Here is a 20,494-nt window from a genome sequence, read left to right on the forward strand (position 1 = left end):
CCCTCAGGAAGAGAAAACAACCGTGATTCCGGGAGTAGTGGCGAGCGAAACCGGATGAGGCCAAACCGTATGCGTGTGAGACCCGGCAGGGGTTGCGTGTGCGGGGTTGTGGGATCTCTCTTCTACGGTCTGCCGGCCGTAGGGCGAGTTATAAACCGTTGATGTAGACGAAGGACATGCGAAAGGTCCGGCGTAGAGGGTAAGACCCCCGTAGTCGAAATGTCAGCGGCTTGCTTGAGAGACACCCAAGTAGCACGGGGCCCGAGAAATCCCGTGTGAATCTGGCGGGACCACCCGCTAAGCCTAAATATTCCCTGGTGACCGATAGCGGATAGTACCGTGAGGGAATGGTGAAAAGTACCCCGGGAGGGGAGTGAAATAGTACCTGAAACCGTGTGCCTACAAGCCGTGGGAGCGTCGGAAACACTTCGGTGTTTCTCGTGACTGCGTGCCTTTTGAAGAATGAGCCTGCGAGTTTGCGGTGTGTTGCGAGGTTAACCCGTGTGGGGAAGCCGTAGCGAAAGCGAGTCCGAACAGGGCGATTCAGTAGCACGCTCAAGACCCGAAGCGGAGTGATCTAGCCATGGGCAGGTTGAAGCGGAGGTAAGACTTCGTGGAGGACCGAACCCACCAGGGTTGAAAACCTGGGGGATGACCTGTGGTTAGGGGTGAAAGGCCAATCAAACTCCGTGATAGCTGGTTCTCCCCGAAATGCATTTAGGTGCAGCGTCGTGTGTTTCTTGCCGGAGGTAGAGCACTGGATAGGCGATGGGCCCTACCGGGTTACTGACCTTAGCCAAACTCCGAATGCCGGTAAGTGAGAGCACGGCAGTGAGACTGTGGGGGATAAGCTCCATGGTCGAGAGGGAAACAGCCCAGAGCATCGACTAAGGCCCCTAAGCGTACGCTAAGTGGGAAAGGATGTGGAGTCGCACAGACAACCAGGAGGTTGGCTTAGAAGCAGCCACCCTTGAAAGAGTGCGTAATAGCTCACTGGTCTAGTGATTCCGCGCCGACAATGTAGCGGGGCTCAAGCGTACCGCCGAAGTCGTGTCATTGCAGCAATAAGCCCCAACGGGTGCTGTGATGGGTAGGGGAGCGTCGTCTGCCGGGTGAAGCAGCACCGGAAGGTAGTTGTGGACGGTTGACGAGTGAGAATGCAGGCATGAGTAGCGATACACACGTGAGAAACGTGTGCGCCGATTGACTAAGGGTTCCTGGGTCAAGCTGATCTGCCCAGGGTAAGTCGGGACCTAAGGCGAGGCCGACAGGCGTAGTCGATGGATAACCGGTTGATATTCCGGTACCCGCTGTGAAGCGTCAAACATCGAGCATCGTGATGCTAAGGCCGTGAAGCCGCCCTGATCTCTTCGGAGTTGAGGGGAGTGGTGGAGCCGCTGAACCAAGCGGTTAGTAGGTGAGTGATGGGGTGACGCAGGAAGGTAGTCCATCCCGGGCGGTGGTTGTCCCGGGGTAAGGGTGTAGGACGGTGTGTAGGTAAATCCGCACACCTTGTGTCTGAGACCTGATGCCGAGCCGATTGTGGTGAAGTGGATGATCCTATGCTGTCGAGAAAAGCCTCTAGCGAGTTTCATGGCGGCCCGTACCCTAAACCGACTCAGGTGGTCAGGTAGAGAATACCGAGGCGTTCGGGTGAACTATGGTTAAGGAACTCGGCAAAATGCCCCCGTAACTTCGGGAGAAGGGGGGCCACACCTGGTGAGAACACTTGCTGTTCGAGCTGGGGGTGGCCGCAGAGACCAGCGAGAAGCGACTGTTTACTAAAAACACAGGTCCGTGCGAAGCCGTAAGGCGATGTATACGGACTGACGCCTGCCCGGTGCTGGAACGTTAAGGGGACCGGTTAGCTCCATTTCGGTGGGGCGAAGCTGAGAACTTAAGCGCCAGTAAACGGCGGTGGTAACTATAACCATCCTAAGGTAGCGAAATTCCTTGTCGGGTAAGTTCCGACCTGCACGAATGGCGTAACGACTTCTCGACTGTCTCAACCATAGGCCCGGTGAAATTGCACTACGAGTAAAGATGCTCGTTTCGCGCAGCAGGACGGAAAGACCCCGGGACCTTTACTACAGTTTGATATTGGTGTTCGGTTCGGCTTGTGTAGGATAGCTGGGAGACTTTGAAGCTCATACGCCAGTGTGGGTGGAGTCGTCGTTGAAATACCAGTCTGGTCGTGCTGGATGTCTAACCTGGGTCCGTGATCCGGATCAGGGACAGTGTCTGATGGGTAGTTTAACTGGGGCGGTTGCCTCCTAAAGGGTAACGGAGGCGCCCAAAGGTTCCCTCAGCCTGGTTGGTAATCAGGTGTTGAGTGTAAGTGCACAAGGGAGCTTGACTGTGAGACCGACGGGTCGAGCAGGGACGAAAGTCGGGACTAGTGATCCGGCGGTGGCTTGTGGAAGCGCCGTCGCTCAACGGATAAAAGGTACCCCGGGGATAACAGGCTGATCTTCCCCAAGAGTCCATATCGACGGGATGGTTTGGCACCTCGATGTCGGCTCGTCGCATCCTGGGGCTGGAGTCGGTCCCAAGGGTTGGGCTGTTCGCCCATTAAAGCGGTACGCGAGCTGGGTTTAGAACGTCGTGAGACAGTTCGGTCCCTATCCGCTGTGCGCGTAGGAGTCTTGAGAAGGGCTGTCCCTAGTACGAGAGGACCGGGACGGACGAACCTCTGGTGTGCCAGTTGTTCTGCCAAGGGCATGGCTGGTTGGCTACGTTCGGGAGGGATAACCGCTGAAAGCATCTAAGCGGGAAGCCTGCTTCGAGATGAGGACTCCCACCCACTTGATGGGGTAAGGCTCCCAGTAGACGACTGGGTTGATAGGCCGGATCTGGAAGCCAGGTAACTGGTGGAGGTGACCGGTACTAATAGGCCGAGGGCTTGTCCTCAGTTGCTCGCGTCCACTGTGTTAGTTCTGAGGCAACGAACAGTTGCCGGCTAGAGCTGAAACGCATAACTACAAAGTGTGCTTGTTCGCTCGAAACCATTAGGGTTTCGGTGGTCATAGCGTAGGGGAAACGCCCGGTTACATATCGAACCCGGAAGCTAAGCCTTACAGCGCCGATGGTACTGCAGGGGGGACCCTGTGGGAGAGTAGGACGCCGCCGAACAATCTTTGGAGGACCCCTGGTCCCAGCGTTCAGCTGGGACCAGGGGTCCTTTTGTTTTTACAATGCTTGCGGTACCGAAGACAGGAGTCACCATGTCCACCAACTCTCCCGACGACCGACCGGAGCGCGATCAGCGGCGACGGGACAGTGGGGACCGTGGCGACCGCGGCGGCTACCGCGGCGACCGTGGTGACCGCAGTGACCGTGGCGGCTTCCGGCGCGACGACAACCGCGGCGGCGACCGCGGTGGCGACCGTGGCGGGTTCCGCCGCGATGACCGCCGTGATGACCGTCCCTCGTACGGTCGCCGTGACGACGACCGCAGTGGCGACCGTGGCGGCTTCCGCCGTGACGACAACCGTGGTGGCGGCTACGGCCGGCGCGACGACCGTCGTGATGACCGACGTGACGATCGCCGGGATGACCGTCCCTCGCGTCCCAGCTTCCAGCGCGATGACCGCGGTGACCGTGGTCCCCGTCGTGACGACCGCGGTGGCCGCCCCGGTGGCTTCCGCCGCGATGACCGACGCGACGACCGCCCCTCGTTCCGCCGTGATGACGACCGGGGTGGCGACCGCGGTGGCCGCCCCGGTGGCTTCCGTCGCGATGACCGTCGTGACGACAGCCGTGGCGGTGGCTACGGCCGCCGTGACGACCGCCCGTCCTACGGTCGCCGTGATGACGACCGCGGTGGCGACCGTGGCGGCTTCCGCCGTGACGACCGTCGCGATGACAACCGTGGTGGCGGCTACGGCCGGCGCGACGACCGCCGTGACGATCGCCGGGATGACCGTCCCTCGCGTCCCAGCTTCCAGCGCGATGACCGCGGTGACCGTGGTCCCCGTCGTGACGACCGCGGTGGCCGCCCCGGTGGCTTCCGCCGTGACGACCGACGCGACGACCGCCCCTCGTTCCGTCGCGATGACGACCGCCCGTCCTACGGTCGCCGTGATGACGACCGCGGTGGCGACCGTGGCGGCTTCCGTCGCGATGACCGTCGCGATGACAGCCGTGGCGGTGGCTACGGCCGCCGTGACGACCGCCCGTCCTACGGTCGCCGTGATGACGACCGCGGTGGCGACCGTGGCGGCTTCCGCCGTGACGACCGTCGCGATGACAACCGTGGCGGTGGCTACGGCCGGCGCGACGACCGCCGTGACGATCGCCGGGATGACCGTCCCTCGCGTCCCAGCTTCCAGCGTGACGACCGCGGTGACCGTGGTCCCCGTCGTGACGACCGCGGTGGCCGCCCCGGTGGCTTCCGCCGCGATGACCGACGCGACGACCGCCGGGACAGCCGGGGCGACGACCGCCGTGGCGGTGGCTACGGTCGCCGTGACGACCGGGACCGCGACCGGGACCGTCACCACGACCGGGAGCCGATCAAGCGGCTGCCGATCCCGGAGGACGTCACCGGCGACGAGATCGACAAGGACGTCCGGCAGGAGCTCCAGAGCCTGCCCAAGACGCTCGCCGAGGACGTCGCCCGCAACCTGGTGATGGTCGCCCGCCTCATCGACGAGGACCCCGAGGGTGCCTACGGCTACTCCAAGGTGGCCCTGCGCCTGGCGTCCCGTGTGGCCGCCGTCCGCGAGGCCGCCGGTTTCGCGGCGTACGCGAACCAGAAGTACAGCGAGGCCCTCGCCGAGTTCCGTGCCGCCCGCCGGATGACGGGCGGCGTGGAGCTGTGGCCGGTGATGGCCGACTGCGAGCGTGGGCTCGGCCGGCCGGAGAAGGCGCTGGACATGGCCGGCGCCCCCGAGGTGCACAAGCTGGACAAGGCCGGTCAGGTGGAGATGCGGCTCGTCGCGGCCGGTGCCCGGCGTGACATGGACCAGCTGGACGCGGCCATCGTGACCCTCCAGAGCTCCGAGCTGGCCTCCAACTCCATCCAGCCGTGGACCGCACGGCTGCGCTACGCCTACGCCGACGCGCTGCTCGCGGTCGGCCGTGAGGACGAGGCGCGGGAGTGGTTCGCGAAGGCCGTCGAGGCCGACCGGGACGGCAGCACCGACGCCTCCGACCGGCTCGCCGAGATGGATGGCGTGGAGTTCGTGGACGCCCTGGACGAGCACGAGGGCGAGGGTGACTCCGCCGAAGCCAAGGCCGCCGACGTTGACGTCGACGCCGATGCCGAGTCTCCCGAGGTCCCGGAGGCCAAGGCTCCCGAGGCCGAGGCCGACGACAGCGCCGATGACGACCTGGTCGACGACGAGGGCGACGCCGAGCGCGACGAACAGCGCGACAAGGACTGACGACTGACGCCCGTCGGTGAGTGATCGAGGGGGCAGGTTCCCGACGGAACCTGCCCCCTTTCGCATACCCGCGACCGTCCCCGGAGCAGCGCCCCGAGCCGCCCGGGATCAGATCTCCAGCGCCCGCAGCACCAGCCCCGACGCCGGCTTCGGCCCGAACGACGTCGACTTGCGCGGCATGGTCACGCCCTGGCGGGCCAGATCGCGTACGACCTCCTCGCGCACCGGGTGCATCAGCACGGCCGTACCGCCGTCGCGCTCGGCCTTCGCCACGGTCGCGGCCGTGTCATGGATGTAGGCGATGTGCGCCGGGGAGTCCTCGGGGATGTGCCAGACGTGTTCCAGCAGGGCCGCGTGCAGGACCGTGGCGTCCAGGGAGCGCCAGGCGGCCGGGCGGTCCGCGGGGACGGCACGGTCCAGCAGCGCCGGGTCCGGGCGGTCCAGCAGATGGAAGGCGCCGTCGCCGGCCAGCAGGAAGGCGTTGCCAGCGCAGGACGCGTCCGCCAGCGCCGCCAGGGCCTCGGCCAGCGGCACCTGGAGGTGTCGTACCTGGAACAGGCCCTCCACGGCGGCCAGCGCGTCCGCCACCGGCAGGCCGTGCAGCAGCCGGTGAATGGCGCGCACGCGCAGCGGATAGCGGGCCGTGTCGACCAGCAGGACGAGGCCGTAGTCCCAGGGGCCGGGCCCGGACTGCTCGTCGCGCAGCCGCAGATAGGTGGCCCAGCGGTGGTGGCCGTCGGCGATCAGGGCCTGGTGATGGGCCAGACCGGACTGGATCCTGGCCACGTCGGTGGCGTCCGTGATCGCCCACAGGCGGTGCCGGAAGCCGTCCTCGGTGGTGGTGGCCAGCAGCGGCGGCTTCTCCGCGGTGCGCTCCACCACCTCGGCGGCCGTGCCGTCGCCGCGGTAGGTCAGCAGCAGCGGTTCCAGGTTGGCGCGGGTGGCGCGCATCAGGGCGGCGCGCTCGGCGACCACCGGCGCCATGACGCCCTCGTGCGGCAGCACCACGCCCTCGGCCGGTTCGGAGACCCGCAGCGTGCCGATGACACCGCGCTGGAGCATGCCCTCGCCGTCGCTCTGCTCGTACACGTACAGGGCGGGTTCGGGGTCCGCGGCGAGGATGCCCTCGGCGAGCCAGCGGCGCAGCGTGTCGGCGGCCTGCTCGGTGCGTTCGCTGGGCGTGTGGGCCTCGGGGAGGATCAGCCGGACGATGTTGTGGGGGTCCGCCGACTGGAGGTGGTGCACTCCGTCGGGCCGTACCACGACGTCGTACGGCGGGGAGGTGACGGAGGCCAGGCTGCCGACCCGATCGGGGTCGTATCGAAGGCCGCGGAACGGGGTGAGTTCCAGGCCCCGGCGCGCCATTGCTTCCGAGTGACCTGCTGTGTCCATCCCGGCATCGTATGTCAGTGGCATGCGGGATGATCGGGGGTAAGCGAGCGAGCGAGGAGCGATGCGGATATGAGCGACGGCGTCAGGACCGGGCCCGAGAGCAGCGAGCGGCCCCTGAGCGAGGCGTACGACACGGCGCTGCTCGACCTCGACGGGGTGGTGTACGCGGGTGGCAACGCGATCGCGCACGCCGTCGGCTCCCTGGAGCGGGCCCGCGCGGGCGGGATGCACCTGGCGTACGTCACCAACAACGCGCTGCGTACGCCGGGCGCGGTCGCCGAGCATCTGACCGAGCTGGGGATACCGGCGGCGGCCGAGGACGTCATCACCTCGGCGCAGGCGGTGGCCCGGCTGATCGCGGAGCAGGTGCCGGCGGGGGCGCGGGTGCTGGTGATCGGCGGTGAGGGGCTGCGGGTGGCGCTGCGCGAGCGGGGCCTTGAGCCGGTGGAGTCGGCGGACGACGATCCGGCGGCGGTGGTGCAGGGGTACGGCGGGCCCGAGCTGACCTGGGACCGGTTCGCGGAGGCGTCGTACGCGGTGGCGCGCGGGGTGCCGTGGTTCGCGTCGAACACCGATCTGACGATCCCGAGCGGGCGCGGGATCGCGCCGGGCAACGGGGCTGCGGTGGAGGTCGTACGGATCGCGACGGGCAAGGAGCCGCAGGTGGCGGGCAAGCCGCTGCCGCCGATGCACCGGGAGACGGTCATCCGGACCGGCGCGAAGCGGCCGCTGGTGGTGGGGGACCGGCTGGACACCGACATCGAGGGCGCGTTCAACGGCGGGGTGGACTCGCTCCTGGTGCTGACCGGCGTCACCGACGGCCCCCGGCTGCTGGCCGCGACGCCGGAGCACCGGCCGACGTATGTGGACGCGGATCTGCGCGGGCTGCTCACCGGCCAGCCGGAAATCACCCGGGAGGGTGAGGGATTCCGGTGCGGCGGGTGGACGGCGACGGCCGGGAACACCCGGCTGGAGCTGGACGGCGACGGCGAGGCCCTCGACGGACTGCGGGCGCTGTGCGCGGCGGCGTGGACGGCGGCCGGGGAGGGCTCCTGCGAGCTGGACGGAGGGAAGGCGCTGGCGCGGCTCGGACTCTGAGTCGCCTTCAGCCGGCTCGGCGGCTGAGCCGCCCGTCAGGGCGTCGCGCGGCTTTCGGTACCCGGGGACCTCGACCCCAAAGGAGGATAGGCTAACCTAACCTCGTGTTGGTCGACAGTCCTCCGGAACCGCGCGCGGCGACCGCCCCCGCGCCCCCAACCCGCCGTGCGGTGCGGCCCCTTGGGCTGCTGCTCTCCGTCGTGCTCCTGACGCTGGTCGCCGTGGCGAGCATCGCGATCGGGGCGAAGGCGCTCACCCTGGCACAGGTCTGGCACGGCCTGTTCCACGGCTCGGGCACCTACGGCGACGTCGTGGTGGACGAGCGTCTCGCGCGCACCGTGCTCGGGCTGCTGGCCGGCGCCGCCCTCGGCCTGTCCGGCGCGGTGCTCCAGGCGCTCACCCGCAATCCGCTGGCCGACCCCGGGCTGCTCGGCATCAATGCCGGCGCCTCGGCGGCCGTCGTCACCGCCATCTCCTTCTTCGGCGTCACCAGCCTGAGCGGCTATGTGTGGTTCGCCTTCCTCGGCGCCGCGGCGGTGGGGGCGCTGGTCTGGTTCCTGGGCGGCAGCCGGGGCGCCACCCCGGTCCGCCTCGCCCTCGCCGGTACGGCGATCAGCGCCGCTCTGTACGGCTATCTCCAAGCCGTGATGATCATGGACGACGCGGCGCTCGGCCGGATGCGCTTCTGGACCGTGGGCTCACTGGCCTCCGCGAGCGAGACGACCATCGTGCAGGTGCTGCCGTTCCTCGCGGTGGGCGGTGTGCTCGCCCTCGGGCTGGCCCGGCCGCTGAACGCCGTGACCATGGGCGACGACACCGCCCGCGCCCTCGGCGCCCATCTGAACCGCACCCGCGCCCTGGCCATGCTGGCCGCCACCGTGCTGTGCGGCGCCGCGACCGCCGCCTGCGGCCCCATCGTCTTCGTCGGCCTGATGGTCCCGCACGCGGTGCGCTCCTTCACCGGCCCCGACCTGCGCTGGATCCTGCCGTACGCCGCCGTCCTGTCGCCCGTGCTGCTGCTCGGCGCCGATGTCATCGGCCGGGTCGTGGCCCGCCCCGCGGAGCTCCAGGTCGGCATCGTCACCGCGGTCATCGGCGGCCCGGTCTTCATCTTTCTGGTACGACGACGGAGGACGGCCCAGCTGTGAGGACACACCCCAGGAGCCGTGCCGTACGCGTCCCCGGCGGGCTGTCGCTGCGCCTGGACCCGCGTGCGCTGACCGTCGTCGTCCTGCTGCTGCTCGCCGCGCTCGCCGCCGGTCTCGCGCTGATCGGCACCGGCGACGCGCGGATCCCCGTGGCCGACGTGGTGCGGACGCTCGCCGGCAACGGCAACGCCTACCAGCACTTCATCGTCCATGAACTGCGCCTGCCCCGGGTCCTCGTCGGGCTGCTGGTGGGCGCCTCGCTCGGGCTCGGCGGCGCCCTGTTCCAGTCCGTCTCCCGCAATCCGCTGGGCAGCCCGGACGTGCTGGGTCTGTCGCAGGGGGCGACGGCGGGCGCGCTGGTGGTGATCGTGCTGATGTCCGGCAGCGCCGCCGAGGTCACCCTCGGCGCGCTGATCGGCGGCCTGGTCACCGGGCTCGCCATCTATCTGCTCGCCTGGAAGCAGGGGGTGCACGGATACCGGCTCGTCCTGGTCGGCATCGGCGTCAGCGCGGTCGTCACCGCCGTCAACGGCTATCTGCTCACCAAGGCCGACCTGGTCGACGCGGCCCGCGCGGTGGTCTGGATGACCGGCTCGCTCGACGGCCGCGACTGGGACCAGGTCTGGCCGCTGCTCGGGCTGTGCGCCGTGCTGCTGCCGCTGGTCCTCACCTACGGCCGGGGCCTGCGGATGCTGGAGATGGGCGACGACACCGCGGGCGCCCTCGGAGTGCCGGTGCAGCGGGTGCGGCTGATCCTCATGGTCAGCGCCGTGCTGCTCACCGCGGCCGCCACCGCCGCCGCCGGACCGGTCAGCTTCGTCGCCCTCACCGCCCCCCAGCTCGCCCGCCGCCTCACCCGCTCGCCGGGCCCCAACCTGGTGGCCTCCCTCTGCATGGGCGCCGCCCTGCTCGTCACCGCCGACTGGGCCTCGCAGCGCGTCTTCGGCGCGGGACGGCTGCCCGTCGGCGTGGTCACCGGCGTCCTCGGCGGCGGCTATCTGCTGTGGCTGCTGGTCACCGAGCGCCGGGCCGGCCGGATATGAGCGCCACCCGTTTCCCTAGGAGCACTGTGAACCGCCTGTCCGCCGAGCACGTCACCCTCGCCTACGACCAGCGGGTCATCGCCGAGCAGTTGTCGGTGGAGATCCCCGACCACTCCTTCACGGTGATCGTCGGGCCGAACGCGTGCGGCAAGTCGACGCTGCTACGGGCCCTGTCCCGGATGCTGAAGCCCAGCCAGGGCAAGGTCCTGCTCGACGGGCAGGCCATCGGGTCGCTGCCCGCCAAGCAGGTCGCCCGCACCCTCGGCCTGCTCCCGCAGTCGGCCGTCGCGCCGGAGGGCATCACCGTCGCCGACCTGGTCGGCCGGGGCCGCTATCCGCACCAGGGCCTGCTGCGCCAGTGGTCCACCGAGGACGAGCGCGTCGTCCAGGAGTCCATGCGGCAGACCGGGGTCGCGGAGCTGGCCGAGCGGTATGTCGACGAACTCTCCGGCGGGCAGCGGCAGCGGGTGTGGATCGCCATGGCGCTCGCCCAGCAGACCCCGCTGCTGCTCCTGGACGAGCCCACCACCTATCTCGACATCCAGCACCAGATCGATGTCCTCGACCTGTGCGCCGAACTGCACGAGACCCAGGGCCGCACCCTGGTCGCCGTCCTGCACGACCTGAACCACGCGGCCCGCTACGCCACCCATCTGATCGCCCTGCGCGGCGGTGAGGTGATCGCCGAGGGCGCGCCGAACGACATCGTCACGGCCGAGCTGGTGGAGCGGGTGTTCGGGCTGAAGTGCCAGGTCATCGAGGACCCGGAGACGGGGACCCCGCTGGTCGTGCCGGCCGCCCGCAAGGCACGGGCTCAGCGGGTCACAGCAGCTTCCTGAGCCGGAACAGATCCAGCAGGCTCGCCTCCAGGCGCACCCGGCCCTTGCCCCAGGCGGTCGCGAAGTGCAGCCCGCCGCCCACCAGGGCCAGCAGATCGTCACCGGCCATCGCCAGCCTGATCTGCGCCCGCTCCCGCGGGGGTCCGGGCAGGGTCTCGTCCACCGCCAGGCGGCCCCCGGTCATCCGGCCCGCGAAGGTGACGTCCAGATCGGTGATGTGGCAGCTCACCGAGCGTTCGAGCGCGGCGGCGTCCCGCACGTCGCCCTCGGCGCCCCCCATGTTGTCCGAAAGCTTTCGCAGTGCGGCGCGGCACTCCTCGATCGTGGCCATCGCCACCGACGGTACCCCAGCGGTTCGATGTAGCGTCTGGGCATGAGCGAGTCCGTGTCCGAGGCCGAGATCGCCGGGAACCCTGAGACCGCCGGGCGGGCCGAGCCCCCGGCCGAGTCCCACGCGCCGCCCGAGCCCGCGTACGACCCCGCGGCCCCGACCCCCCTGAACCTCCCGCGCACCCCCACCGGCGACGCCGAGGTGGACGCGCGGCTGGCGCGGCTGGCCGATGCCGACCACCTCGCCACCGACGGACATGTCGAGGTGTACGAGGATGTACACCGGGGGCTGCGCGACGCGCTGACCGCGCTCGACGGCCGCCCGGGACCTCCGGTCCCCTCACCGTCGTACGAACAAAGCAGGAGCTGAACCGAACGTGGCAGGAGTCGCACGCCGTCGTCTGGACGCGGAGCTGGTCCGCCGGAAGCTCGCGCGCTCGCGTGAGCACGCCAGCCAGCTGATCGCCGCCGGGCGGGTCACCATCGGCAAGACCGTGGCGACCAAACCGGCCACGCAGGTGGAGACCGCCGCCGCGATCGTGGTCCAGGCCGACGACAGCGACCCCGACTACGTCTCCCGGGGCGGCCACAAGCTCGCCGGCGCGTTCGCGGCCTTCGTGCCGCTGGGCCTGGTGGTCGAGGGCCGGCGCGCGCTGGACGCCGGCGCGTCCACCGGCGGCTTCACCGATGTCCTGCTGCGCGCGGGCGCCGCCCATGTGGTGGCCGTGGACGTCGGCTACGGGCAGCTCGCCTGGTCGTTGCAGAGCGATGCCCGGGTCACCGTCAAGGACCGTACGAACGTACGGGAGTTGACGCTCGACGCGATCGACGGGGAACCTGTTGATCTCGTCGTGGGCGATCTGTCCTTCATCCCGCTCGGGCTGGTGCTGCCCGCCCTGAAGCGGTGTGTGAAGGAGGACGCCGACCTCGTGATGATGGTCAAACCGCAGTTCGAGGTGGGTAAGGAACGACTCGGCAGCGGGGGTGTCGTACGGAATCCGCAGCTGCGGGCGGAGGCCGTGCGAGGGGTGGCCGAGAAGGCCTGGGAGCTGGGGCTCGGGGTGCGGGGGGTCACCGCGAGTCCGCTGCCGGGACCCTCGGGCAATGTCGAGTACTTCCTGTGGCTGCGGTCCGGCGCCCCCCGCCTGGACCCGGCCGATGTCGACCGTGCAGTGGCGGAGGGGCCGCGTTGACACAGAATCTGGCGCGTACTGTTTTCCTGCTGGCCCACACCGGGCGGCCGGCGGCGATCCGCAGTGCGGAACTCGTCGTCAAGGGCCTGCTCACACATGGCATCGGGGTGCGGGTGCTGGAGGAGGAGGCGTGCGACCTGCCGCTCCCCGACGAGGTGGAGCTGGTGGGCGAGGCGACCCCGGCGTGCCTCGACGGCTGCGAGCTGCTGATCGTGCTCGGCGGCGACGGGACGCTGCTGCGGGGCGCGGAGTTCGCCCGTGCCTCCGGGGTGCCGATGCTCGGCGTCAACCTGGGGCGCGTGGGATTCCTCGCGGAGGCGGAACGCGATGACCTCGATCGGGTGGTCGACCGGGTGGTGGCGCGCTCGTACGAGGTCGAGGAGCGGATGACCGTCGATGTGGTGGTGCACCGCAACGGGGACATCGTGCACACCGACTGGGCGCTCAACGAGGCGGCCGTGCAGAAGGCCGGCGCGGAGAAGCTGCTGGAGGTCGTCCTGGAGATCGACGGGCGGCCGGTGACCGGGTTCGGCTGCGACGGGGTGGTGCTGTCCACGCCGACCGGGTCCACGGCGTACGCGTTCTCCGCCGGGGGGCCGGTGGTGTGGCCCGAGGTGGAGGCGCTGCTGATGGTGCCGATCAGCGCGCACGCCCTGTTCGCGAAGCCGCTGGTGACATCGCCGGACTCGGTGCTCGCGGTGGAGGTGCTGCCGCATGTCCCGCCGGGGGTGCTGTGGTGCGACGGGCGGCGGACGATCGAGCTGCCGCCGGGGGCGCGGGTGGAGGTGCGGCGGGGGGCGGTGCCGGTGCGGCTGGCCCGGCTGCATCATTCCTCGTTCACCGACAGGCTGGTGGCGAAGTTCGCCCTGCCGACGACGGGGTGGCGGGGCGCGCACTAGCTCTTCGGCGGGGTTCTGTCTCGTCGGCGGGTGCGGGTGCGTCGTGGCTTGTCGCGCGGTTCCCACGCGCCTTCGGGCGCGGATGATCAGGTGGGGCATGTGCGCTCGCCGCCCGAGACCTCGTATGGTCTGTTCCGTGTTGGAGGAGATGCGGATACGGTCGCTCGGGGTCATCGACGATGCCGTCGTCGAGTTGTCGCCGGGGTTCACCGCGGTCACCGGTGAGACGGGCGCGGGCAAGACCATGGTGGTCACCAGCCTCGGGCTGCTGCTCGGAGGGCGGGCCGACCCGGCGCTCGTGCGGATAGGGGCCCAGAAGGCGGTCGTGGAGGGGCGGATCTCCGTGCCCGCGGGCGCCACCGCCGTCGTACGCGCCGAGGAGGCCGGGGCCGAGCTGGACGACGGCGCCCTGCTGATCAGCCGTACCGTCTCCGCCGAAGGCCGCTCACGGGCCCATCTGGGCGGGCGCAGCGTGCCCGTGGGGCTGCTCGCCGAGCTGGCCGACGACCTGGTGGCCGTGCACGGGCAGACCGACCAGCAGGGGCTGCTGAAGCTGTCCCGGCAGCGCGGCGCCCTCGACCGGTACGCGGGCGACGCGGTCGCGGTGCCGCTCGCCAAGTACGGCGAGGCGTACCGCCGGCTGCGGGCCGTCGCCGTCGAGCTGGACGAGATCACCACACGGGCGCGGGAGCGGGCGCAGGAGGCCGACATGCTCCGCTACGGCCTCGACGAGATCGCCGCCGTGGAGCCGCGGCCCGGGGAGGACGCGGAGCTGGCCGAGGAGGCCGAGCGGCTCGGGCACGCGGAGGCGCTGTCCTCCGCCGCGACGGCCGCACACGCCGCCCTCGCGGGCAACCCCGAGGACCCCGAGAGCATCGACGCCCAGGCCCTCGTCGCGGGCGCCCACCGGGCCCTGGAGGCCGTACGCGCCCATGACCCGGCGCTGGCCGCGCTCGCCGAGCGGATCGGCGAGGTCGGGATCCTGCTCGGCGATGTGGCCGGTGAGCTGGCCGGATACGCCGGTGACCTGGACGCCGATCCGCTGCGGCTCGCCGCGGTCGAGGAGCGCAGGGCCGCCCTGACCGCCCTGACCCGCAAGTACGGCGACGATGTGAACGCCGTGCTCGCGTGGGCCGAGCGCGGCGCCGCGCGGCTGACCGAGCTGGACGGCGACGACGAGCGGATCGGCGAGCTGACCGCCGAGCGGGACGCGCTGAGCGCCGAACTGGGCGGACTCGCCCAGGCGTTGACCGAGGCGCGGGCCGAGGCCGCCGAGCGGTTCGCCGCCGCGGTGACCGCGGAACTCGCCTCGCTGGCCATGCCGCACGCACGGGTCTCCTTCGACATCCGGCAGACCGAGGACCCCGAGGGCGTCGAGGTCGGCGGGCGCACGGTCGCCTACGGCCCCTCGGGCGTGGACGAGGTCGAGCTGCTGCTCGCCCCGCACCCGGGCGCCCCGCCGCGGCCCATCGCCAAGGGCGCGTCCGGCGGTGAGCTGTCCCGGGTGATGCTCGCGGTGGAGGTCGTCTTCGCGGGCACGGACCCGGTCCCGACGTATCTGTTCGACGAGGTCGACGCGGGCGTCGGCGGCAAGGCGGCGGTCGAGATCGGCCGGCGCCTTGCCAAGCTCGCCCGCAACGCCCAGGTCGTCGTCGTCACTCACCTGCCCCAGGTCGCCGCCTTCGCCGACCGGCAGCTGCTGGTCGAGAAGACCAACGACGGCTCGGTGACCCGCTCCGGTGTCAAGGTCCTGGAGGGCGAGGACCGCATCCGTGAACTCTCCCGCATGCTGGCGGGCCAGGAGGACTCGGAGGCGGCCCGCGCCCACGCGGAGGAACTGCTGGCGACGGCACGGGCGGATCAGTAGCCGGACCTAGGGTGTCGGGATGACCGGCACCCGAAAGTCTTGCTCCTTCCTGCTCTCCGCCGCGCTCACCCGGGCCGGTTTCGTGGCGCTGCGCGCCAACCCGCCCGGGCAGCCCGCGCGTTGGGAGCGGACCAACTACGCGGGCCGCACCGTCGAGCTGTGTGCCGGGCCCGCCGTGGCGGTCGGTACGGCGCTCGCGGCCGCCCGGGCGCACCCCGCGGCCGGGCTCGCCGTGCTGGCGGCCGGGGCGTGCGGCGCGTACGACGACGTGACCGGTTACTCCTGCGGGGACACCCGGCGCGGCTTCCGGGCCCATCTCGGCGCCCTGCGCGACGGCGAAGTCACCAGCGGCGCCGTCAAGTTGGCCGGGATCTCCGCGGCCGCCCTGGTCGCGGGCGCGCTGCTGAAGGAGCGGCCGCTGGACAAGCTGCTCGCCGGAGTCGTCATCGCGGGCGCCGCGCACGGCGTGAACCTCGTCGACGTACGACCGGGACGCGCGCTCGGTGCGGTGCTGGCGCTCGGCCTCCCGGGACTGCTGGGCGAGGGGCCCGGCGCGGAACTGGCGGCCGTCGCCGCGGGCGGTGCGGCGGCGGTGCTGCGCGAGGATCTCGGCGAGCGGACGATGCTCGGGGACACGGGGGCGCACGCGCTCGGCGCCGCGCTGGGGGCGGCCGTGGTGGCGGGCGGAGGGCGCGCGGGACTGCTCGCGGGCGCCGTCGCGGTGGTGACCGCCGCCGGGTCCGGGGACCGGGTCACCCGGTGGGCGCGGGCGCTGTGAGCGCCTGACCTCGGGGGACGCGCGGCGGGTCCCGTCATCTCGACAATGGCCCCATTCACCCGTGTGGGTGATGTGCTCCGGCGCATTGCCCCGGCCCGCCGCCCCGTGCGCCTGCCGGATATTGCCCCGACGGCCCTGCCTGCTGGCATGCTGGGCGGGGACAGCGACCGCGCGGGAGGCGCGCGGGGCACATCGCGCCGCCCCCGTGCGCCCGCTACTTTCTGTACGTTGCCTCGTGACCGCCCCACGCCGAACCAGGAGCCCGGCCTCGTGAGCCCCCTGAGCAGCAACGCACCGCACGGCCGGCCGCCGCTGCGCACCGTGCAGGTGCTGGGCGGGGGCGACGCCGGCGGGAGCGCGCATGTGCGCTCCCTGACCGCGGGTCTGGTCGCCCGGGGCGTGCGGGTCACGGTGTGCGCTCCAGTCGAGGCCGACCGTACCTACGACTTCGCCGGGACCGGCGCCGGCCACATCCATGTGCCGCGCAGCAGCGACCCCGCCTCGGTGGCCGCGCTCCGGGCGGCCTGTACGGACGCCGACGTGGTGCACGCGCACGGTCTGCACGCCTCCTTCCGGGCGGTGCTCGCACTCGGCGGGCGCACCACCCCGCTGGTCGTCACCTGGCACAACCGGACGTACGCCGAGGGCGCCCGGGCCCATCTGCTGCGTCTGCTGGAGCGGCGCGTGGCGCGGTCCGCGACTGTGGTCCTCGGCACCAGCCCGGACCTGGTCGACCGCGCCCGCAGGACCGGCGCCCGGGACGCCCGGCTCGCCGCCGTGACCCTGCCCGGCCGCACCCGCCCCGCGCCCACGCCCGACGACCCCGACCGGCTGCGGCCCAAGGCCCGTGCCGAACTCGGCGCCACCGGCCGCCCGTTGCTCCTCGCCGCCGGAGCGCTCGACCGGCATCGCGGCCATGAGACCCTGCTGGACGCCACCCGCGCCTGGCGGGACCTGGACCCCGCGCCGCTGGTCGTCATCGCGGGCGAGGGCCCGCTGCGGCCCCTGCTCCAGCGGCGCATCGAGGCCGAGCGGCTGCCGGTACGGCTGCTCGGCCACCGCGAGGACCTGCCCGAACTGCTCGCCGCCGCCGATCTGGCCCTGCTGACCAGCCGCTGGGAGTCCCGCTCCGCCCTCGCCCAGGAGGCCCTGTACACGGGCGTCCCGCTGGTCGCCACCCGGGTCGGCGGCATCCCCGACCTGGTGGGCGACGCCGCCGAACTCGTGCCGTACGGCGATCCGTCGGCCCTCGCCGACACCGTCGCACGGCTGCTCGCCGACCCGGCACGGCGCGAGCTGCTGCGCGAGAAGGGCGCGCGTCAGGCCGCCGGCTGGCCGAGCGAGGACGAGACGGTCGCCCAAGTCCTCAGCGTCTACGACGAGTTGACCCAGCCGCTCATTCCCTAGGGCGCGTGCCGCCGGGCGCGCAGTGCGAGGCTCAACGCCAGGACGGTCTGCGGGTCGTCGAGGTCGGTGCCCAGCAACTCACCGATGCGGGCGAGGCGGTTGTACAGCGTCTGCCGGTTCAGATGGAGTTCGCGGGCGGTCTCCGCCTTGCGGCCCGCGTGCGCGAGATACGTCTCCAGGGTGGGCAGCAGCGGCGGCTTGGACCGCCGGTCGTGGTCGCGCAGCGGACCGATCGCCCGGTCCACGAAGGCCGCGAGATCCGGATGGTCGCGCAGCCGCCACAGCAACAGGTCGATGTCGAGGCGGCGGGCGTCGTACCAAGGGCGGTCGCTCAGGCCCTGCGCGGCCGTCGCCGTCTCCGCCGCGTGCCGCAGCCCCGCCGAGGCCGCCGCCCAGCCGCCCGCCATGCCGACGACCACCACCGGCGGGGGAGTGCCGGGCCGCCGCATCCCGGCGCGCTCGACCCCGGCCCGCAGCGCCGCCGCCACCCGGTCCGCGACCGCCGCGCGCTCCGACTCCGAGCGCAGCCCGAGCAGCACCAGCACCCGGCCCTCCACCGGCCGTACGCCCAGCAGTACCGGCACGCCCACCGCGGCCAGCTCCTCGGAGACCGCGCGGGCGAGCACCGCCCAGCCGCCCCCGGCGGGGGAGAGGGGGTCGCCGACCCGCATCACCACCGGCAGCACCGGGCTCCCGCCGGGCTTGAAGCCCAGCACCCGGGCCTGGGCGGGCGCGTCCTCCGCGGAGACCCGGCCCTCGGCGAGATCGGTGAGGAAGTCACCGCGACCGCGCGCCGCCAGCTCCTCCTCCTGCCGGGCCTGCATCAGCACCACGGCCAGGATGCCCGCGGCCCGCTCCGCGGCGATCCGGTGCACCGGCGACAGCGGCGAGCGCACCGGCAGCAGCACAAGGCGGGCGCGCACGGAACCGCCCGTACCGGGACCACCGCCGGGGACGTCCACCAGCACCGAACCGGCGGGCGGCGGCGCGTCCTTGTGCGGGCCGCGCAGCCCCTCCCACACCTGGAGCGGGTCCGCGCCCTCGGGCCCCTCACCGGCCGCGTACAGCAGCCGGCCGTCGGCGGTCTCCAGGAACACCGGGTTGCCGCTGAACCCGGCCAGGATGCCCAGCACCTGCGGCACCCCGCCCCCGCCCAGCAGCGCCTCGGTGCAGCGCCGGTGCACCTCCTCGGCCCGCTGGAGCAGCGCGTAGTGGCCGTTGACGATCTCGGTGTGGATCTCCTCGGTGACCGCCACGAACGGCACCTCGCGATGCAGCTGCACCAGCGGCAGATTGGCCGCGCGCGCGGTGTCCACCAGCGCGGCCGGCAGCCGGCTGAAGCGCGGGCCCAGCTCCACCACCAGCGCGGCGATCCCGCGCTCGGCCAGCGTGCGCACGAACGCCCGCTGCTCGGCCGGCCGGGTGCCCAGGCCGTAGCCCGTGGTGAGCAGCAGCTCGCCGCCCTTGAGCAGCGAGGCGATGTTCGGCACCTCGCCCGCGTGCACCCAGCGCACGGTACGGCTGAGCCGGTCCGCGCCCGCGATGATCTCCGGCAGCCCGCTGCGCAGTCCGGGCAGTTCCAGGGCCCGCTGAACGGTGATGCCCGCGCCGTGGGTGTCGGGTCTGCTGTCCGTACCGCTGTCCATGAAGCGGACGCTACCTGCGAAAACGCCTCAGCAACATCTCCGTGTGCGGGCGAGTGCTACACCGGCCTGATGTTGGGGTTGAACCGGAAGACGTTGTCGGGGTCGTAGCGCCTTTTCACCTTCTCCAGGCGCAGCGTGCTGCCCGCGCCCAGGCCCGCCCTGACCCGCTCGGGGCCCTCGTCGCCGATGAAGTTCAGATACACGTCCCCCGTGGTCCAGGGCCGGACGGCGGCCCGCGCCTCGCGCACCCAGCCGATGCACCGCTCGTCGTCCGCCGGGTCCGCCCAGCTGGCGGCCGGGTGCACGGCCCAGGGCGCGTCCCGGTACGGCACCGGGTAGCTGTGCGGACCGGATGCGAGCGCCCCGCCCTGGGGGAGCAGCGCGTGCCGGGTGAGGGTCGGGGCCGGCATGCGGTCGCCGAGGGCGCAGTAGGCGTCCACCGCGTCGTCCGGCAACGAGCCGAGGCACTCCGCCGACCAGTGGTTCCGCAGCCCGGCCGGGGCGTCGAGCATGCGCTGCGCCTCGGCGTACGGCAGCGGGCCCAGGACCTGGGCCGCGTGCGGCGCCGCCAGCAGCGGTCCGGCGAGTCTCCGCAGCTCCTCCTCGCCGCCCGCGTAGGTCAGCAGGGCCAGGCACAGCCGGCGGCCCACCAGACGCGGCGGCACGAAATCCGCGGGAGGGCCGGTGAGGTACAGCACCGCCCCGCCGAGCGCGTCCGGTCCGGTGCGCAGGATCTCCCGGAAGGCGCGCACCACCCAGGGGCCGTACTCCGGCAGGAAGAGCAGCGACGCCACGCAGAACAGCGGGAGTTCGTGCAGTTCCAGGGTGAGCGCGGTGGCGACGCCGAAGTTGCCGCCCCCGCCGTGCAGGGCCCAGAACAGCTCCGGGTTCTCATCGGCGCTCGCCTGCGTCCGCTCGGCGTCCGCGGTCACCAGCTCCACCCCGAGGAGGTTGTCCGCGGCCAGCCCGAAGGCGCGGTCCAGCCAGCCGGTGCCGCCGCCGAGGACGTACCCGCCGATCCCCGTGGTGGAGTCCCGGGCCCCGGTCGTCGCCAGCGCGTACGGCTGGGTCGCCCGGTCCAGCTCGCTCATCGTGGCCCCGCCCTCGACGCGCACCGCCTGCGCCACCGGGTCGACCGTGACCCCGCGCATCCGGCGCAGATCCACCACGAGCGCGCCGTCCCCGAGCGCGGCGCCCGCCACACCGTGCCCGCCCCCGCGCACCGCGACCGGCAGATCCAGCTCCCGTGCGAAGCGCACCGCGCGGACGACGTCGGCCGCGCCCGCGCAGCGCGCGATCACGGCCGGGCGCCGGTCGATCATCGCGTTGAAGACGGCGCGGGCGGCGTCGTATCCGGGGTCCTCGGGGGCGAGGGCATCGCCGGTGAGATCCGCACGGAGAGCGGCGAGGGCGGCACGGGCCTTGGAACGGGGCGCCATGGCAGGCCCCCTTCCGGGAAGGGGGATT

The 20,494-nt window shown here is 71.6% G+C and carries 15 protein-coding genes and 2 rRNA genes (1 of these 17 running past the window's edge); 13 read left to right on the top strand and 4 right to left on the bottom strand.

Going from position 1 to position 20,494, the window contains the following annotated elements; genetic code table 11:
* The 3 genes from HEP81_RS29765 to HEP81_RS29775 all read left to right on the top strand — a co-directional run.
* Window positions 1-2,910 (top strand): 23S ribosomal RNA (locus HEP81_RS29765); it begins 210 nt to the left of the window's first position.
* A 105-nt stretch (window positions 2,911-3,015) separates the two neighbouring features.
* Window positions 3,016-3,132: ribosomal RNA gene (gene rrf / locus HEP81_RS29770) — 5S ribosomal RNA — on the top strand.
* A gap of 1,391 nt (window positions 3,133-4,523) precedes the next feature.
* On the top strand, window positions 4,524-5,387 hold the full coding sequence (locus HEP81_RS29775; protein ID WP_106979970.1) for a tetratricopeptide repeat protein: 864 nt from the start codon (window positions 4,524-4,526) through the stop codon (window positions 5,385-5,387).
* A 108-nt stretch (window positions 5,388-5,495) separates the two neighbouring features.
* Here the strand turns inward: HEP81_RS29775 and HEP81_RS29780 are convergent, their stop codons facing one another.
* Complete coding sequence (locus HEP81_RS29780; RefSeq protein ID WP_037658188.1) at window positions 5,496-6,779, bottom strand: DUF1015 domain-containing protein; 1,284 nt, start codon at window positions 6,777-6,779, stop codon at window positions 5,496-5,498.
* 69 nt (window positions 6,780-6,848) lie between these two features.
* Between HEP81_RS29780 and HEP81_RS29785 the strand changes: the two genes are divergently transcribed.
* From HEP81_RS29785 to HEP81_RS29800, 4 genes are all read left to right on the top strand, one after another.
* A complete protein-coding gene (locus tag HEP81_RS29785; protein ID WP_037658190.1) occupies window positions 6,849-7,877 on the top strand; it encodes an HAD-IIA family hydrolase in 1,029 nt (342 codons plus the stop codon).
* A 104-nt stretch (window positions 7,878-7,981) separates the two neighbouring features.
* Window positions 7,982-9,025, top strand: coding sequence for a FecCD family ABC transporter permease (locus HEP81_RS29790; protein ID WP_037658191.1), 1,044 nt, complete (start codon window positions 7,982-7,984; stop codon window positions 9,023-9,025).
* Window positions 9,022-10,068 carry a FecCD family ABC transporter permease gene (locus HEP81_RS29795; protein ID WP_037658193.1) on the top strand — a complete coding sequence of 349 codons (1,047 nt, stop codon included), beginning with the start codon at window positions 9,022-9,024 and terminating at the stop codon, window positions 10,066-10,068. The genes HEP81_RS29790 and HEP81_RS29795 overlap by 4 nt, the downstream gene beginning before the upstream one ends.
* Complete coding sequence (locus HEP81_RS29800; RefSeq protein ID WP_106979971.1) at window positions 10,065-10,907, top strand: ABC transporter ATP-binding protein; 843 nt, start codon at window positions 10,065-10,067, stop codon at window positions 10,905-10,907. The genes HEP81_RS29795 and HEP81_RS29800 overlap by 4 nt, the downstream gene beginning before the upstream one ends.
* Here HEP81_RS29800 and HEP81_RS29805 read toward each other — a convergent pair.
* Complete coding sequence (locus HEP81_RS29805; RefSeq protein ID WP_037658197.1) at window positions 10,891-11,238, bottom strand: hypothetical protein; 348 nt, start codon at window positions 11,236-11,238, stop codon at window positions 10,891-10,893. The genes HEP81_RS29800 and HEP81_RS29805 overlap by 17 nt on opposite strands.
* Window positions 11,239-11,280: 42 nt before the next feature.
* Here HEP81_RS29805 and HEP81_RS29810 point away from each other — a divergent pair, with 42 nt between their 5' ends.
* The 6 genes from HEP81_RS29810 to HEP81_RS29835 all read left to right on the top strand — a co-directional run bounded on the left by HEP81_RS29810 (window position 11,281) and on the right by HEP81_RS29835 (window position 17,381).
* Entirely contained in the window at window positions 11,281-11,607 is a 327-nt protein-coding gene (locus HEP81_RS29810) for a hypothetical protein (protein WP_037658199.1), read from the top strand.
* A 7-nt stretch (window positions 11,608-11,614) separates the two neighbouring features.
* Entirely contained in the window at window positions 11,615-12,430 is an 816-nt protein-coding gene (locus tag HEP81_RS29815) for a TlyA family RNA methyltransferase (RefSeq protein ID WP_037658201.1), read from the top strand.
* On the top strand, window positions 12,427-13,329 hold the full coding sequence (locus tag HEP81_RS29820) for an NAD kinase (RefSeq protein ID WP_037658208.1): 903 nt from the start codon (window positions 12,427-12,429) through the stop codon (window positions 13,327-13,329). Before HEP81_RS29815 ends, HEP81_RS29820 begins: the two co-directional genes overlap by 4 nt.
* A gap of 124 nt (window positions 13,330-13,453) precedes the next feature.
* Window positions 13,454-15,196 carry a DNA repair protein RecN gene (gene recN, locus HEP81_RS29825; protein WP_190276046.1) on the top strand — a complete coding sequence of 581 codons (1,743 nt, stop codon included), beginning with the start codon at window positions 13,454-13,456 and terminating at the stop codon, window positions 15,194-15,196.
* Window positions 15,197-15,215: 19 nt separating this feature from the next.
* Window positions 15,216-15,974, top strand: a complete 759-nt coding sequence (locus HEP81_RS29830; protein WP_037658210.1) for a hypothetical protein — start codon at window positions 15,216-15,218, stop codon at window positions 15,972-15,974.
* Window positions 15,975-16,244: 270 nt separating this feature from the next.
* Window positions 16,245-17,381, top strand: coding sequence for a glycosyltransferase family 4 protein (locus HEP81_RS29835; RefSeq protein ID WP_037658213.1), 1,137 nt, complete (start codon window positions 16,245-16,247; stop codon window positions 17,379-17,381).
* Here the strand turns inward: HEP81_RS29835 and HEP81_RS29840 are convergent.
* On the bottom strand, window positions 17,378-19,027 hold the full coding sequence (locus HEP81_RS29840) for a PucR family transcriptional regulator (RefSeq protein ID WP_037658216.1): 1,650 nt from the start codon (window positions 19,025-19,027) through the stop codon (window positions 17,378-17,380). The two genes, HEP81_RS29835 and HEP81_RS29840, sit on opposite strands and share 4 nt — an antisense overlap.
* A 56-nt stretch (window positions 19,028-19,083) precedes the next feature.
* A complete protein-coding gene (locus HEP81_RS29845; protein WP_037658218.1) occupies window positions 19,084-20,466 on the bottom strand; it encodes an FAD-binding oxidoreductase in 1,383 nt (460 codons plus the stop codon).
* Between the last annotated feature and the right edge of the window lie 28 nt (window positions 20,467-20,494).

This window comes from Streptomyces griseofuscus, from assembly GCF_014673495.1.
GTDB lineage: Bacteria > Actinomycetota > Actinomycetes > Streptomycetales > Streptomycetaceae > Streptomyces > Streptomyces murinus.